Below are 16,730 nucleotides of genomic sequence, written 5' to 3' on the forward strand. Positions count from 1 at the left end.
AAAATAAAACAACTTTAATCAATCCGAACCCTTCTAATTGCCTCCCATAAACGCTAAATACACAAAAAGTATATATGACCCTAAAAGCAAGGCGCCTTTATAGCGACCTAATGATAGTCGTTTTGGCAGAAATGCTAACGGTATAAGTATAGCAGCAAATCCTAACATCCAAAAGATGTCTTGACTTAATATATTAGGATTATTAACAGGTATTGGATGGATCATAGCTGTTAATCCTAAAACAGAAGCAATATTAAATATATTAGACCCAATTAAATTCCCTAATGAAATAGCTTTTTCCTTTTTCATAGCTGCTATAACAGATGCTGCTAATTCTGGCACACTAGTACCAATAGCTACCATGGTTACAGAAATAACGCGTTCACTAACACCCAAACTGAATGCCATATCTTTAGCGCCAGCTACTAACCATTCACTACCAAAGTATAAAGCTACACCTCCAATAAGCAACCATACAATTACCTTAAAATTGGAGGTGGTTTGTAAGGTTTCGTCCACTTCATCTGTTTCTGCCGCAATATCCGATGACTTTCTAGAGCGACGTATTAAAACAAATAAAAATAGGATAAGCGAAACCATTAAAGCTAAACCTTCTTTAAAGTCTAAGATTAACCCACTCCTTAACATAAAATATAATGCTATGGAAAGGAGCATCATCATAGGCCAATTTAATTTATAGAAATCCTTATCTATAGTTAAAGGTGAAATAAAGGCAGTAATACCTAATACAAGGCCAATATTTGCTATGTTGGAACCAATAACATTTCCGAGTGCAATATCAGGTGAGCCATCTAAAGCAGCTTGTAAACTAACTAATAATTCAGGAGCTGAAGTTGCAAAAGACACAACCGTCATCCCTATTACTAATTTTGAAATATTAAATTTAAAGGAAAGTGCTACCGAAGATCTAACTAAAAACTCACCACCAACTACTAATAACACTAAACCTAATAGCATCCAAACTATACTCATTCTTACTTTAATTTAAACAGCTTTTTATTTCTGATATATTGAGGTGCGAAGATACTATTTCCTATGATTTTATAATCAAAACTAAAAAATTCGTTAAATAACTATATTTACAGTTGTATAACTATAAAAACAGTTATACATTTGAATGCATCAATAATACATTTCCATTACTGCGTAAACTTAAATAACTGGCAATGCAAAAATTAACAAATAAGGAAGAAGAGATAATGCACATTTTATGGACGCTTAAAAAAGCCTTTGTAAAAGACGTGTTAGCCGCGATAGAAACAGAAAAACCACATTATAACACCCTTTCTACTATTATTAGAAATTTGGAAGACAAAGGATATGTTAGCTATAAAGCGTATGGAAAAACGCACGAGTACTTCCCTATTGTATCCAAAGAGCAGTACAAAAAGAAATTCATGAATACAGCTATTGACAACTATTTTAATAGCTCTTATAAAAACGTGGTTTCATTTTTTGCCCAAGAGGAAAAAATAAGCGTGGATGAGCTGAAAGAAATAATTGCGTTAATTGAGAAAAACAAATAATCATGGAATACCTATTAAAAGTATCCGCTGTATTAGCACTATTCTACTTTGGTTACACTTTGTTTTTACAACGGGAAACCTTCTTTAATTCTAACCGTAGGTTTCTATTGAGCGGTCAAATTATAGCTATATTATTTCCTTTATTGGTAATTCCCATTTATGTAGAGGTTGCTCCACAAAATTTCAATTCCATATTAGTTCCAAACATGCCTATTACGGAACAAATTGTACCTGAAAACTTTAGTATAAAAAGCATATTCTTCTGGGTTTATAGTATAGGTGTTTTGTTTTTCTTCGGAAAATTCATCTTGAATCTCCTGTCACTTTTCAAATTAATACGGAATAAGTCTTCGAAACAAATAGCAGGTATTTATTATATAAAAACAGAAGATACAATTGCCCCATTTTCATTTTTTAATAGAATTGTCTTTAATCCCAAGTCATTTAATAATGACGAACTACAACTCATTTTAAATCATGAACGCATTCATGTTAAGCAATGGCATTCTATAGATGTAATTATTTCCCAACTTACGTGTATTGCATTTTGGTTTAATCCGCTCGTTTGGTTTTACAAAAAAGCACTTCAGCAAAATTTAGAATTTATTGCAGACAAACACATACAGTCGGAAACCGATTGCAAACAAAGCTATCAGCGTCTTTTATTAAAGGCAAGCATACCAACTCATCAATTGGTGATGGCGAATAATTTTTATAATTCATTAATCAAAAAACGAATCGTTATGTTACACACATCAAAATCGAACACTGTAAACGCATGGAAATACGCTTTAGTAATTCCTGCTTTGGCCTTATTTTTTATGAGTTTTAACACGAAAGAGGTTTATATTTCTAAAGCTTCCATTGAAACTCAAAACTCATCCCAAATCTTTAGGGTTACCGAAAAGTCTACCACCGTGGAGCTCGCTAAAATTGAATCCCATTTTTCTAATAAAAACGCAAGATTAAAGTTTAGTAATGTTTCCAGAAATGCGGATAACACCATTCGGGAAATCACCATTAAAACAAAACATGAAGCAGGAACCAAATATGCCAAACGGGTAACGGTTAAAAATGATAATCAAGAAACCATTAAGCCATTTTCCTTAAGGCTAACCGAAAACAAACAAGATATTTTGTTTCAATTTTCTGATGATGAAACAACGCGAGTGAGTAAAGACCGAATTACCTTTGGAAAAACCGCTACCACCCAATTAGGAACAGAAAAAGTTATTCAAGAAGACCAAGGGTTAGGTGAAAATCCACTTTATATTATAAATGGGAAACCATATAAAAAAGAAGACCTAAAACATGAAAATTATACTATTTCTGAACGTATAACAGCCATAAATAAAACCGAAGGTTTAAAACGCTATGGTGAAGCAGGAAAAGACGGTGTTATTATTTTTGAAGGAAAAACCACCTTTGAAATCAAGGATTCCAATCCCCATAAAAACAATCCCTTTACGACTGAAACGAAACCTCTCATTCTCTTAAATAACAAGGAAATAACCCCCGAAGAAATGGAGCAAATTGATCCAAATACCATTATTAAAACCAATGTTATTACAAATAAGGATCAACTGAAAAAATATGGTGATAAAGGTAAGGATGGTGTTATTGTTATTTCGACAGGAGAAACAGACACGAAACTTATGGAGATTCCCGAAACGGTATTAATACTTATTAACGGAAAAGCATCTACTAGGAATGACATGCAAGCTATTAAACCCGATAATATTAAAAACGTAAATGTTTTAAAACCAGACATGGCAAAGGCCAAATATGGCGAAAAAGGCAAACACGGTGCTATAATTGTTACGACCAAAAATCAGAAATAACCAGTTTTATACAAGCATAAAAAAGCCCAAACATGTACTGTTTGGGCTTTGTGTTTTTGCTTGATTTTATAATTAATTCACCATAATTTTTTTGGTGGTTGTTTTATTATCAGAAGTAATTTGTAATAGATACATACCACTTGACAAGTTTAAATCTATATACGAATTAGTAATTTCTTTGGTGAATAACGCTCTCCCTTCTATAGAATAAACGGTTGCATTAGCACGATTATTCAGTCCTTTTACATATACACGTCTAGACGTTGGATTTGGATAAATCACAATGGAATCCAGGGTTTTTTCATCAATACTCAAAGGTTGAACCCATGCTTCACCCACATTATCTCCCCAAAGATACTCTACTAAATCTGGCTGATCTATAAACGGGTTTCTGTTATATTGCCAGGTATAAATTATATTATTTCTATTCATTTCAAAATCGTCAGGCGGATCGTTTCTATGCCACTCTAAAAGGGTTTGTAAATCGCCAAATTGTCCCACGTTTCCATCCGGGTAACCATTTACAATATCCAATCCGTTATAACGTATGGCTAAATAAAATACGCCACGCGCTACATCACCTTTAAAACCTCCTAATGTTCCTGTAGGTCCAGTATATTGGCCATAAAACTGATTACCTCTTGAGCTATTTTCAGGTCCATCTGCCGCACGTAATGCATGTGCATCAGAATTTCCATGACGTAATGAATCGGCTTCAGTGGTCCAAAAAATGTCCTTTCCGTCCGCTATTTCGTCTTCTTCAATACTATAATAACCAGCTCTAGATCTTGGAAATGTGTGCTCACGATTCCATTTACCCGTACTAACTGAATTTAATTGATAATCCAATTTAGCACGTCCTTGTTCTAAATATACCAACCACACTTCATTGCTATTTTCAGGATTCTGATCGGCTTCTTTTAAAATATCAATAACATCTGTATATGTTTGAGCACGTACGACAGAAGGATCTGCAATAATGTCTTGTAAGGCTTGTTTTAAATTAACATCAGATAAATTATCCAAACTATCATAATAACCGCTAGGTTGTGTACTTGTAACGTTTCCATAAGTAGAATTTAAGGGTGTTCCAAAATTAGCTTGGGTGAAGTCGTTATCCACAACCCGCAATTTTATAAAATTATTAAATGGAATATAAGGTGACGGTAAGTTTACAAATTTAATAATAGGCTCTTCATCACCTTCGTCCACCGCATCATCAAGCAATGTTATAATTGTTGAAACCGTATTTTGTCCGTTAGGAATGGTTACGGTAGTGTTTCCTGTAAAATCTGCCGCATTAAATCCGCCATTATCCATAGAAAAAGAAAAGGTTGCATCTGCTGTTACATTGGTTTGAGCTGTAAACGTGATTGTTATAGCATCGGTTTCCTGATACTGTTCTGCATCAGTTGAAATGGCAATACTATTAAAAATTATTCCACTACCATCATTTAAAGCACGAGGTGTAGGTGTTGTTGATGTGTAGGTTCCATCATTATTTCGCTGAATGGAATTGGTATTATTTCCAGGACCTTCATTAATTTGTTGAATATCTGTAAAATTTGGGTGGGCACTAAAGATGGCAATCATATCCACATCATCTGCATCTGATGTGTCATAAATTAGCACATCAATTAGATTATCAATAGTTGCTACCGTTTCCTCGGGAAAATCAAAATCACTTCCTAGATAAACGGCAACGGCATCGGGCCCATTTTGAATGGTATTTGCCGCAATTAAAAGTTGCGGAAAAGGTGTTACAGTATCACTACCTATAAGTAACAAGCCATTTTCATCTGTTGTATAACCATCTAAATCGACTGTAAAATAACTCGAGTTGTTTCCGGAACTAGAACCGTTAAAAAAAACAACTACATAACCATCTAGATCAAAATTTGACATATCCGATTTAAGTTCTAAAAACTCTTGATCATCAATACCTGGCGTATCACAATCCAGTTCATTAATAACAATTTGACCAAAGGATTGGAGTCCAATAAAAATGAATAAAACAAAAAGTAAATTATATCTCATAAAAAAGGGTTTTTGCAAATGTAAGCAACTACTTTAGGATAAATTATTATATAGATTATTAAATTCTTAAATTTAACATCTTGAACAGATACTATTTTTTTGGCCACCTATGAAAAAACAAATCTTTAAATTTTTAGCTAAATTAAACAAAGCCATCCTACCAAGTTTCACGAAACAACGTTTGGATTTAAGCAAAGCCAGCAAATTTCAAATGGCAATTTTTGGCTGGAAATTATATGTAACAAAAAATGCTTTAGATTAATTGACATTTTATTTGGCATATAATATAAAAACGAATATATTTGCACCCACAAAAACGGCCTCGTGGCGCAACTGAATAGCGCACTTGATTACGGCTCAAGAGGTTACTGGTTTGAATCCAGTCGAGGTCACGAAAATTACTTAAATAAGAAAAAAAACGCCAAGCTAGCTTGAGCGTTTTTTTTGTTTTAAGCATGTTTTGAGCGGAGCTTTCTTAATGCGCAGCAATTTAAAAAACTAATTTTTTTTAATACACTTCTGAATTTAAAACCATTACACCGTATAATCCATGTTTTAAGTATTCAAATCAATTTTAAAGTTAAATACCGAATTTATTAGTTCCCTTTTTTTAATTCAATACTCAAATTTGCAAGCATAATAAGCTCGGATTTGTTTTGACCAGAAAAACTAGCTGCTAGTTTACTCGCCATTTTTAATATAGCTTCATTGATAGGTTTTGAGAATAGGTTATTATTCTGCTTTTTATAATCTAAAAATTCATCAAAGCACTTTTGTGCATCGCTTTGTTCTAAATACAATGTATTAAATATTGATATAACGTGGTATTTAAATTCTGTTTCTAAAAAAATATGACTGAAGCTCGAATTATCTAAACATGAAACTAAAGTACTAAACTCTTCTTTAACGATGTTTTTATCGGCAAAAGCCACAGCATAAAACAACCTTCCAAGGTTTTGAAAAAATTCTAAATTTCTTATTTGATTGATATTCATAAATAAAGGTCTTTATCTTTAAATTTAAAGCTTTAAAACGGTTTTATATATGATATAAATCAGTTTGGATACATTAAAAAAAAACACCTACAATAACTTCTATTTGTAAAGCCTTTTCTTTTTGAAAAACCGCTTATGGCCTACCGAAAAATGATCAAAACGTTCCGTTATTGTGATTGAAGAAAATAAAAGAAGACTTAATAACTACCAAGAAACATTTTGAATACTGATAAAAATCATAGTTTTTTAGCTAATTATTTTTGATATTTATTATGCTATTAATCGGAGGATTAACACTTAATCAAGTGGATTTCCTTAAATGAGGTACTCAAATAAATTTGGGTACCTTTTTTAAATTAACTCCGCGCTCAAACCTGCTTCTAAAAGCATTGAGCATCGTGGTTCTAGCTCTTTATAAGAACCTGTTTTTACCGTACACTGTCCTTTATAATGCACTAAAATAGAACATTGTTCGGCTTGTTCGGCTGTATGATCACAGGCGTAAATTAAAGTATTTATAACGTGATCAAAGGTATTAACATCATCATTATAAAGAATAATTTCGTTTTCCTTTAAAACCTCTTCTTTAAGGAGAACATCTTCTAATGTTTGTTCTTTGGTACTCATAATTTTTAAATTTATCGTTATTTGAAGCCAGCTTCAATTAACGGTTATTCTTTTTCGAATTTTAAAGCAACCCAATCGTTACGTTGTAATGTATCAACGCGTTTAAGGTTCATTTTATTACAAAGTTCTTCAATGACCGGAATATCATCAAAATAAAATCCACTTAAAAATAACAAACCTTTCGCATTTAAGCAAGTAGCATATTCTGGAATGTCCTGAAGCAATATGTTTCTATTGATATTCGCAATAATTATATCGTAAGCTTTATTTTTGAGCAAGCTAACATCGCCTTCGTATACGGAAATTTTATGGCAGTTGTTACGCTCCACATTTTCCACACTATTTAAATAACACCAGTTGTCAATATCTATAGCTTCCAGTTTTTTGGCGCCTTTCATTTCGGCTAAAATAGCTAAAACACCAGTTCCACAGCCCATATCTAAAACGGTTTTATCCGTAAAATCATTTTTAAGAATATGCTGAATCATCATGTGGGTGGTTTCATGATGTCCTGTTCCAAAACTCATTTTGGGTTCGATAATAATATCGTATTTCGAATCGAACTTTTCATGGAAAGGGGCACGAACTGCACAGACATCATCCACAATAATTGGATTGAAATTTCGCTCCCATTCGGCATTCCAATTTACTTGTTTTATTTCGTTGAATTCGAATGTAATTTCAAATTCATCGGAATCTAAAATTTGAATATCTTCTAAAATATCGCTTCGCCATTCGTCTTTCTGAATGTAAGCCGTAACGCCTGTTTCTGTTTCCACAAAACTCTCAAAACCGGCATAGCCTAGTTCGGCTATTAAAATTTCAACAGCTGGCTGCAATGGGGTTACGGTAAAATCGTAACCTATATAAATTGTATTTGACATATATTTTTACTTAAAATGCATTAACAATAGCCATAAAATCGTTGGCATTCAATGCTGCTCCACCAATGAGGCCACCATCTACATCTGGTTTGGAAAATATTTCCTGTGCATTATTAGGTTTCACGCTTCCACCATATAATATGGAAACTGAATCCGCTACGCTTTGTCCATATTTATTGGTTAAAGTTTTTCTGATAAATGCATGCATATCCTGTGCTTGTTCCGGACTAGCGGTTTCGCCAGTTCCTATTGCCCAAACGGGTTCGTAAGCTAAGACAATAGTTTTAAAAGCATCTGCTTCCAAATGAAACAGCCCATTCTTGATTTGGTTTTCAACAACCGTTTCATGATTATTAGACTTTCTATCTGCTAATTCTTCCCCGAAACAAAAAATTACACGCATATCATTTTTTAAAGCAGCATCAACTTTTTTAGCTAATAAATCATCGGTTTCATTAAAATACGCACGACGCTCACTATGGCCTAAAATTACCGTTTGTATACCAACGCTTTTCAACATACCCGCACTTACCTCTCCTGTATAGGCACCACTTTCTGCAAAGTGCATGTTTTGCGCAACAACTTCAACATCATATTCCCGAAGCGATTCAAAAGCAGACCATAAATTGGTAAATGAAGGTGCTATCATCATTTCTGCTTCAGAGGTTTTTACCTGTCTTTTTAAATTGGTAATTAACAATTCGGTTTGCGACAAATCATTATTCATTTTCCAATTTCCGGCAACTATTTGTTTTCTCATATTCCTATTTTTATAATGCTTTATGCTTCTTTTAAATAATATATTTGACTTGAGCGCTGCTTGACTTTAGTTTAAGCATGATTTTATAAAGTTCTTGTTTTCACAGGGATTCTATTCCAACGCTACTTTTGGATCCAACCACGTATAAATAATATCGACAAAAATATTGATAATTATGAAGATTACCGCAATTATCAATACAGAACCCATTATAACCGGTAAGTCCAGTGTATTTAAAGCATTTACAATTTCTTTACCGAGACCATTCCAACCAAAAATATATTCTACAAAAACAGCACCTGCCAACATAGATGCAAACCATCCAGAAATGGCGGTAACTACCGGATTCAAGGCATTTTTAACGGCATGTTTTCTAATAATTTGATATTCGCTTAAGCCTTTTGCTCTTGCTGTGCGAATAAAATCTTGATTATACACCTCCAACAGTGAATTTCGCATGAGCTGAATAACCACTGCTAACGGCCGAATTCCCAAAACTATAGCTGGAAGTATTAAATTTTTCCATTGAATATGCATGGCTTGTCCATAATCATCTAATTCATACAGACTGCCTGTCATTTCCAATTTGGTATATTTATGTAATACGAATCCGAAAAACCAAGCGAATAGAATAGCACTAAAAAATGAAGGCACACTCATTCCTACGGTACTCACAATTTGAATGCCTTTATCCAACCATGTATCCTTGTAAATAGCCGAAACCACACCAAGAATAAGTCCTAAAAACAAAGCAATAGTTATGGCGGATACGGCCAATATAGCTGTATTTGGTAAGGTTTCTCCAATCACTTCAGAGACGCGTTTACCCTGTTTGGTAAAGGATTCCCGTAAATAGGGCAGTTTTAAAACGGTTGTTGTATTCCCAATAGAAAACAAAGATGTTGCAGCATATTTTCCGGGTCTTAAAAACGTATAATCCGCTTCATTTTTAGCGTGAAATGATATTGGCAATAAATCGTTTAGGTAATAAAAATATTGAGTCGTTTTCGGTTTATCAAAACCGTATTTCTGACGGACGGCTTCTACCTGTTCAGCAGATTGATTTTGACCTAACATCATTTTAGCGGGATCACCAGGCAATACATTAAACAATAGAAATATAACTGTTACCACCCCGAAAAGCGTCAGTAATGCATACATGATTTTATGTAATAGGTAGCTTATCAGAATTAAATCTCTTTATTTTATTAGTGTTTATCCTTACAGTTTTATTTTCTCAATATCATTCCAATGTGCCTTTTGAACAACGGTTCCTTTTTCTAATTTAACAATACCAGGGCTAGCTCGAACAACTGTTTTTAACGCTTTTTCATCACATAAATAAAAATCGAAATTTAATTTATGTGACGCTTTAAACTGCTCTTTTTCAGCCGCTCCAGATGCTGATAAACCAATTACTGTATAACCATTTTTAAGGGCTTTATCTGAAAAAGCTTTCAATTTAGCTACACCGTCCGGTTCGGCAGTTGCCAGATTATACATGACAATCATGATGAGCTTGTCTTTTTCTAAATAGTACTCTGTAAGATCTTCATCTTCTGTTTCTATTGAAAAATCGACAACAGGAGGCTCATACCCTGGATCAATTACTTTGGATTCTACACCAACATACTCGCCATCCACAGATGGGTAACTTCCGTCGGTTACAAATATTTCTTCGGCTCCATTTACGTTAAATGTCCAAGTAAATTCTTGAACAGGTTTTGCCGCATTTTCAGGAACCGTCATGCCTTCTTGAATATTAGCCCCAACCTTATAGGCTCTGAAATCTATTGCCGGCAAATGCATTAAAACATAATAAGCAAATGATAAAGAGGCCAAGAAGCTCAATAAAGCAATGGCGGTTGTTATAACGGGTCTTCCAAATAGCGGCTTAATGTATTTGATGCCAACTAATAAAATTAAAATAAAGACTAGCAACACCACATCTTTAGTAAAACTCTCCCATGGCGTTAATTTTAAGGCATCGCCAAAACAACCACAGTCTTTAACTTTATCAAAATATGCGGAATAAAATGTTAGAAATGTAAAAAACACAATCATAGCCAATAAACTATAAATTGTAAATTTAGGTTTGTAACCAATGAGTAAGAAAACGCCTAAAACGACTTCAAAAACAACTACAAGAATTGAAATAATTAATGCGTAAGGTTCTAAAAAAGGGAGATTTAAAACACCTTCGCCAAAATATTCCTGCAATTTATATGAAAACCCAAGTGGATCATTCAGTTTAATGAAACCTGAAATGATAAAAAGTACGCCTACAAATATCCGACTAAATGCTACAATGTATTTCATGATACTAAAAATTTAAATTCCCTGTATATGAACAGGATGGTGAAATTGATGCTATTTTAAACCTAATTAGGTGTTATAATTAATTTTTGGCTACGCCCAAATGAATCATAGCAAAAACGGCATAATTAATCATATCTTGATAATTAGCGTCAATGCCTTCACTTACTAATGTTTTTCCTTGGTTGTTTTCAATTTGTTTAACGCGTAATAGTTTTTGAAGGATTAAATCTGTTAAACTACTCACCCGCATATCACGCCAAGCTTCACCATAATCATGATTTTTATCCATCATAAGTTGTTTGGTAAGAGCCACTTTTTCTGTGTATAATTTTACGGCCTCTTCCGTATCTAAATCAGGTTGTTCTACCACACCTTTTTCAATCTGAATCAATGCCATTACACAGTAATTTACAATGCCTATAAATTCACTCACTTCGCCTTCATCCACTTTCTGAACAGCATTTTGCTGTAAACCGCGAATGCGTTGCGCTTTTATAAAAATCTGATCGGTTAGTGATGGCAAACGTAAAATACGCCATGCGCTACCATAATCTGACATTTTTTTCTCGAAAAGGTTTCTGCAAATAGAAATTACAGCATCATATTCTTGTGATGTATTTGGCATGTGTACTATTGAATTTTGTGTAAATTTCGCTTAAATTGTTTAAAGTTCAAAGTTGAATGATGATTGTTTTTATTTTGACATAAATACCCATCAATTTTAGTCTGAATATCTTAATTTTGTGCTTGATTTTTGAAATTGATTGTGGGAAGATACCACTTTCAAACTATAAACCAGATACCCTGATATGACCATTAACTGCCAAGGAAACCTAATTGATTTAGCTACACCAAAAGTCATGGGAATACTGAATTTAACACCAGATTCTTTCTTTGATGGTGGAAAATATAAAAACGAACACGAGGTGTTTTCTCAAGTGGAAACGATGCTTCACCAAGGCGCAACCTTTATTGATGTTGGTGCCTATAGTTCTAAACCAAATGCTAGTTTTGTAAGTGAAACGGAAGAGTTAAATAGGATAATTCCAGTAATTCAAGCCCTTGTTACTGAATTTCCAAATATTTTACTATCTGTTGATACCTTTCGGAGTGAAGTTGCTATGGCAAGTATTTCAGCAGGAGCTGCTTTGATAAATGATATTTCGGCTGGTAAGTTGGATAATCAAATGCTGGAAGTTGTGGGTAAACTGCAAGTTCCTTACATTATGATGCACATGCGTGGCACACCACAAACTATGCAAACCTTAACGGAATACGAGGCACTTGTAAAAGACATATTATTTTATTTTTCTGAACGTGTATCCGCGGCAAAAAAACATCAAATTACAGATATTATAATCGATCCTGGTTTTGGTTTTGCTAAAACACGGGAACAAAACTTTACGCTTTTAAATCATTTAGAACATTTTAAAATGCTTGAAAAACTCCTATTAGTAGGTGTTTCAAGAAAGTCTATGATATATAAAACATTAGAAAGCACGGCCAACAACGCCTTGAATGGTACAACTGTGTTGCATACAATTGCCTTGCAAAAAGGCGCCAACATCCTTCGGGTTCATGATGTAAAAGAAGCCATGGAATGCATTAAACTAACAAATGAATTGAATTAAACTTATGAAATATTTTAAATTTTTAATCCCTTTACTTGTCGTTGCTTGTAGTTCTGACAAGGTTATTTTACTCCCTGAAGTACAACAAGCCCACGTTCATGAGGTTTTGGATGTGTCTCCAGCATATTTATTTTACGATTCTACGGCTGTAAATGGGGTAGAGCTAAATAGAAAAAATTTAATCATTTCCACGAATTGGCTAGTAAATGTGGATAAGCGATTGACTTTAAAACAACTGATTCCCGAAATTCAATTTCTTCAAAACAAAAAACGCGGTTCTGAATTACATAAAAACGAAGATGCCAAAAATTATTATTCCTGTAATGATACGCGTATTAAAAATCTAGGTTTTATAGAATTTACAGATGTTTATTATCATTTAAAAGATTCAGTAGCTTCCACAAAAAAAGCTTTTAATGATTTGAAAACGTCTAGTATAAACCTTCAAATAGAATCTTTAAAACTTATCAAGCTTGCAGATTCTGAACAAACACGAAATTTACAGAAATTGGTTTCTGATTTGCAAACGGATTCACTTTTCAAATCAAAACCAGTCGTTCTTCACCTATCTGAATCTTTAACATTTCAAGATTATATTAGTTTGAAATCGGCTTTGATTTCAGTGACTTCTGAAGATTTGATAGTTGATAACAATGAATTTATTTATTAATCTATAATTCTTACATTTACAAAAACACGAGCCTTTGGAAATTTTTGACGACCTATTAAAATTTACCGTTATAGATATTATAGATGTTGTTCTTGTAGCAGCACTACTCTACTACGTTTATAAATTGGTAAAAGGCACAGTTGCTATCAACATTTTTATCGGTATTGTTATAATCTACCTCATTTTTTTGGTTACTGAAACCTTACAAATGAAAATGTTAAGCAAGATTTTGGGTGGTTTTATGAGTGTTGGACTAATTGCTTTAATAGTCGTTTTCCAACAGGAAATTAGAAAGTTTTTACTTATGGTAGGGTCCACTAATTTCAGTAAACGCGGGAAATTTTTCAAGCAATTTAAGTTTTTAAAAACGGAAACTGAAAATGAAACGGATGTGGAAACTATTATTTCGGCCTGTATTAAAATGAGTTCGTCTAAAACGGGAGCTTTAATTGTTTTAGAACACAATAATAATTTGGATTTCCTGACTACCACAGGTGATGCTATGAATATTACGGTAACGCAACCTATTATAGAAAGTATTTTTTTTAAAAATAGCCCGCTTCATGATGGTGCTATTATTATTTCGAATAATATTGTTAAAGCCACTCGTGTTATTTTACCGGTAAACAATGATAAAATTTTACCAAGTCGTTTTGGTTTACGTCACAGAGCTGCAGTAGGAATTACTGAAAAAACAGATGCTTTAGCATTAGCTGTTAGCGAAGAAACGGGTCAAATTGCCTATTTTAAGGATGGTGAGTTTATTAGGTTTGAAGACACGGATGAATTAATTGAATTGATTAGAAAAGACTTAACATAATTCAGAATTAAGCTACCTCTTCTTCTTTAGCAAATTGGACGTCGTGTAAATTTTTGTAATATCCATTCTCTTTTTCTAAAAGTTCAGAATGCGTTCCTTGTTCTACAATTTTTCCAGCGTCCATAACAATAATTTGATCTGCTTTTTTAATTGTTGCCAAACGATGTGCAATAACAATGGATGTTCTGTTTTTGGTTATTTTATCTGTCGCATTTTGAATTAGTTGTTCAGAATAAGAATCTACAGACGATGTAGCCTCATCCAGAACCAATATACTCGGATTGGTTACATAGGCCCGTAAAAACGAAATCAGTTGGCGCTGCCCAGATGATAACATAGCGCCACGTTCCTTCACGTTATAATGGTACCCATTAGGTAAGGTCATAATAAATTCGTGAATCCCGATTGCTTTAGCGGCTTCAATGACATCATCTTCTGTAATACTTGGATTATTTAAAGTAATGTTGCTCAAAATAGTATCCGCAAACAAAAATACATCCTGTAAAACCACAGCAATTTGTTGTCTTAAAGACGCTAATGTGAATTCTTTTATATCGGTACCATCAACTTTAATAACGCCTTTGTTTATCTCATAAAAGCGATTTAATAGATTGATAATGGTTGACTTTCCAGCGCCTGTTGCTCCAACAATAGCAATGGTATCTCCTGCTTTTACATTTAAAGAAATTCCTTTAAGCACTTCTTCATCTAAAACATAACTAAAGTGCACCTTTTCAAATTGAATATCGCCTTTAAAATGAGCGGCAACTTGCGTCCCTGTGTCATCAATTTGCGAGGTGGTTTCTAAAACTTTAAACACACGATTGGCAGCAACCATCCCCATTTGTAGGGTATTAAATTTATCAGCTATTTGGCGCAATGGCCTAAATAACATAGGAATCATCATGATAAATGCTGTTAAATCTCCTAATGTTGCGGTATCATCCACAACGGCATTTAAACCACCATACCAGGCTATTAAACCTATGGTAATAGATGATGATAATTCGGCAATTGGAAAAAATATAGAGTTATACCAAACGGTTTTTAGCCAACCTTGTTTATGACGCTCATTTATTATTTTGAAGTTTTTATATTCTGTGTCTTCTCGCGTAAATAGCTGTAAAATTTTCATGCCTGTAACACGCTCTTGAACAAAAGAGTTTAGGTTGGAAACTTCCGTACGCACTTCCTCAAAAGCCTTTTTCATATACTTCTGAAAAATTCGTGTGGCATATAAAACCAAAGGCAGCATTAAAAACACAATAATACTCAACTGCCAATTCATATACACCATTACAGCTGAAACGACTATCATGGTTAACAAATCACGGAAAATCATAAATAAACCTTCGCCAAAAATAGCCGCAATTCGCTCCATATCCGTTACGGCTCTAGTAATTAAAACACCTACCGACGAGTTGTCATAATACTTCATTTTAAAACGAAGCATGTGGTTAAATAGCGTTACCCGAATATCCTTAACAACAGTTTGCCCTAACCAGCTAGCATAAAATATAAACAGCAACTGACTAATAACTTCAAACAATAATAAAGCTGCCATTAATAGAATATAAGGCAGAAACCCTTCCAAGGTTTTCGTGGCTATATTATTATCAATAGCTTGCTGTAAAATATATGGTCTTGCAGCACTTAGAAGTGCTAATAAAATAACCACAAAAAGAACACCTACAAAAACCTTGTTGTAAGGTTTCATGAACTTCACAAGCTTTTTAAGGAGATTGGTATCTAATAATTTATTATCTGTTTTAGTTGCCATTTTTTATCGTCTCTGGATACGAAATATGAATTAAATACAAACCGTGAGCTGGAACGGAATAGCCTGCTTCTTGTCTGTTTTTAGATTGAATAATAGTGTGTAGGTCGGATTCATTAATTTTTCCCAACCCAATATTTATTAAAGTGCCGACAATGGCCCGAACCATATTACGCAAAAACCGATCGGCTTGAATGGTAAAGTGTAATTCATCGTCTACCTGTTCAAAATGCACATTCATAATAGTACAATTATACGTCTTTACATCGGTATTTGTTTTGGAAAAGCATTGAAAATCTTTATAGTTTAATAAACTTTCGGCCGCTGCTTGCATCTTTGGAATATCCAATTTTTGCTTTATAAAATAGGCGCTTTCAAAATTAAAAGCGTTTTTCTCTAAAGCTATTCTATATAAATAGGTTCTACTTGTAGCATGAAAACGCGCATGCGCGTCCGGTGCTACAGGAAATATATGCTGAATAGCTACATCTTTAGGCAATAACGCATTGAGTCTGTAACACAGATTCTCGTTTTCAAAAACAACATCTGTATCAAAATGCGCGAACATGTTTTTGGCATGCACTCCTGCATCGGTTCTTCCGGCTCCCACAATAGGTGTCTCTTGGCCTAATAATGTAGACAACGCTTTTTCAATAACCTCTTGAACTGAAATAGCATTAGGCTGATTTTGCCAGCCATGGTAATCTTTTCCGTTATATGAAAGCGCTATAAAATATCTCAATGGTTTATGCTATTTTTGTAAAACGCAAAGATAGAATTTTAATCGTTCTTGAAATTTCAAATAAAAGTTAAATTAAAAGA

At 33.6% G+C, this 16,730-nt stretch carries 17 protein-coding genes and 1 tRNA gene; 7 read left to right on the plus strand and 11 right to left on the minus strand.

All coding sequences use genetic code 11. The features are described from left to right. Nucleotides 1-33: 33 nt before the first annotated feature. The gene (locus ACFPH8_RS12620; protein ID WP_248398364.1) at nucleotides 34-993 is read right to left on the minus strand and encodes a calcium/sodium antiporter; all 960 of its coding nucleotides are present in this window, start codon (nucleotides 991-993) and stop codon (nucleotides 34-36) included. 194 nt (nucleotides 994-1,187) lie between these two features. On the opposite strand from ACFPH8_RS12620, the gene ACFPH8_RS12625 reads away from it, so the two are divergent. Further along, a complete protein-coding gene (locus ACFPH8_RS12625) occupies nucleotides 1,188-1,547 on the plus strand; it encodes a BlaI/MecI/CopY family transcriptional regulator (protein WP_376861454.1) in 360 nt (119 codons plus the stop codon). 2 nt (nucleotides 1,548-1,549) lie between these two features. Beyond that, nucleotides 1,550-3,388 (plus strand): M56 family metallopeptidase, encoded by a 1,839-nt coding sequence (locus tag ACFPH8_RS12630; protein WP_376861456.1) that lies wholly within the window; start codon nucleotides 1,550-1,552, stop codon nucleotides 3,386-3,388. 72 nt (nucleotides 3,389-3,460) lie between these two features. Here the strand turns inward: ACFPH8_RS12630 and ACFPH8_RS12635 are convergent, their stop codons facing one another. Further along, nucleotides 3,461-5,425, minus strand: coding sequence for an endonuclease (locus tag ACFPH8_RS12635; RefSeq protein WP_376861458.1), 1,965 nt, complete (start codon nucleotides 5,423-5,425; stop codon nucleotides 3,461-3,463). Between the two features lie 109 nt (nucleotides 5,426-5,534). Between ACFPH8_RS12635 and ACFPH8_RS12640 the strand changes: the two genes are divergently transcribed. Together ACFPH8_RS12640 and ACFPH8_RS12645 are read left to right on the plus strand one after the other, a co-directional pair. After that, nucleotides 5,535-5,687: an SsrA-binding protein gene (locus tag ACFPH8_RS12640; protein WP_066253112.1), complete on the plus strand. Its 153-nt coding sequence runs from the start codon at nucleotides 5,535-5,537 to the stop codon at nucleotides 5,685-5,687. Nucleotides 5,688-5,743: 56 nt separating this feature from the next. After that, nucleotides 5,744-5,817: transfer RNA gene (locus tag ACFPH8_RS12645), tRNA-Arg, on the plus strand. 204 nt (nucleotides 5,818-6,021) lie between these two features. Here ACFPH8_RS12645 and ACFPH8_RS12650 read toward each other — a convergent pair. From ACFPH8_RS12650 to ACFPH8_RS12680, 7 genes are all read right to left on the minus strand, one after another. Further along, complete coding sequence (locus ACFPH8_RS12650; protein WP_376861461.1) at nucleotides 6,022-6,420, minus strand: hypothetical protein; 399 nt, start codon at nucleotides 6,418-6,420, stop codon at nucleotides 6,022-6,024. 351 nt (nucleotides 6,421-6,771) lie between these two features. Further along, nucleotides 6,772-7,047 carry an ATP-dependent Clp protease adaptor ClpS gene (locus ACFPH8_RS12655; protein WP_248398318.1) on the minus strand — a complete coding sequence of 92 codons (276 nt, stop codon included), beginning with the start codon at nucleotides 7,045-7,047 and terminating at the stop codon, nucleotides 6,772-6,774. Nucleotides 7,048-7,091: 44 nt separating this feature from the next. Further along, the gene (gene prmA / locus ACFPH8_RS12660; protein WP_376861463.1) at nucleotides 7,092-7,931 is read right to left on the minus strand and encodes a 50S ribosomal protein L11 methyltransferase; all 840 of its coding nucleotides are present in this window, start codon (nucleotides 7,929-7,931) and stop codon (nucleotides 7,092-7,094) included. Between the two features lie 10 nt (nucleotides 7,932-7,941). After that, nucleotides 7,942-8,691, minus strand: a complete 750-nt coding sequence (tpiA, locus tag ACFPH8_RS12665) for a triose-phosphate isomerase (protein WP_376861465.1) — start codon at nucleotides 8,689-8,691, stop codon at nucleotides 7,942-7,944. Nucleotides 8,692-8,802: 111 nt separating this feature from the next. After that, complete coding sequence (locus ACFPH8_RS12670) at nucleotides 8,803-9,879, minus strand: ABC transporter permease (protein WP_376861579.1); 1,077 nt, start codon at nucleotides 9,877-9,879, stop codon at nucleotides 8,803-8,805. 33 nt (nucleotides 9,880-9,912) lie between these two features. Next, nucleotides 9,913-11,010 carry a BT_3928 family protein gene (locus ACFPH8_RS12675; protein ID WP_248398311.1) on the minus strand — a complete coding sequence of 366 codons (1,098 nt, stop codon included), beginning with the start codon at nucleotides 11,008-11,010 and terminating at the stop codon, nucleotides 9,913-9,915. Between the two features lie 79 nt (nucleotides 11,011-11,089). Further along, a complete protein-coding gene (locus ACFPH8_RS12680; RefSeq protein ID WP_248398308.1) occupies nucleotides 11,090-11,635 on the minus strand; it encodes a DUF1599 domain-containing protein in 546 nt (181 codons plus the stop codon). 184 nt (nucleotides 11,636-11,819) lie between these two features. Here ACFPH8_RS12680 and folP point away from each other — a divergent pair, with 184 nt between their 5' ends. Genes folP through ACFPH8_RS12695 form a run of 3 tightly spaced genes read left to right on the plus strand, consistent with a single transcriptional unit; the run spans nucleotide 11,820 to nucleotide 14,131 of the window. After that, complete coding sequence (gene folP, locus ACFPH8_RS12685) at nucleotides 11,820-12,641, plus strand: dihydropteroate synthase (RefSeq protein WP_376861468.1); 822 nt, start codon at nucleotides 11,820-11,822, stop codon at nucleotides 12,639-12,641. Between the two features lie 4 nt (nucleotides 12,642-12,645). Beyond that, nucleotides 12,646-13,311, plus strand: a complete 666-nt coding sequence (locus ACFPH8_RS12690; RefSeq protein ID WP_376861470.1) for a hypothetical protein — start codon at nucleotides 12,646-12,648, stop codon at nucleotides 13,309-13,311. A gap of 34 nt (nucleotides 13,312-13,345) precedes the next feature. Next, entirely contained in the window at nucleotides 13,346-14,131 is a 786-nt protein-coding gene (locus ACFPH8_RS12695) for a diadenylate cyclase (protein WP_248398303.1), read from the plus strand. A gap of 7 nt (nucleotides 14,132-14,138) precedes the next feature. Here ACFPH8_RS12695 and ACFPH8_RS12700 read toward each other — a convergent pair whose 3' ends face one another. Continuing rightward, on the minus strand, nucleotides 14,139-15,911 hold the full coding sequence (locus tag ACFPH8_RS12700; protein ID WP_376861472.1) for an ABC transporter ATP-binding protein: 1,773 nt from the start codon (nucleotides 15,909-15,911) through the stop codon (nucleotides 14,139-14,141). Then, complete coding sequence (truA, locus tag ACFPH8_RS12705) at nucleotides 15,901-16,650, minus strand: tRNA pseudouridine(38-40) synthase TruA (RefSeq protein ID WP_248398297.1); 750 nt, start codon at nucleotides 16,648-16,650, stop codon at nucleotides 15,901-15,903. Before truA ends, ACFPH8_RS12700 begins: the two co-directional genes overlap by 11 nt. Nucleotides 16,651-16,730 lie beyond the last annotated feature (80 nt).

Source organism: Bizionia hallyeonensis, assembly GCF_042657385.1.
GTDB lineage: Bacteria > Bacteroidota > Bacteroidia > Flavobacteriales > Flavobacteriaceae > Algorimicrobium > Algorimicrobium hallyeonense.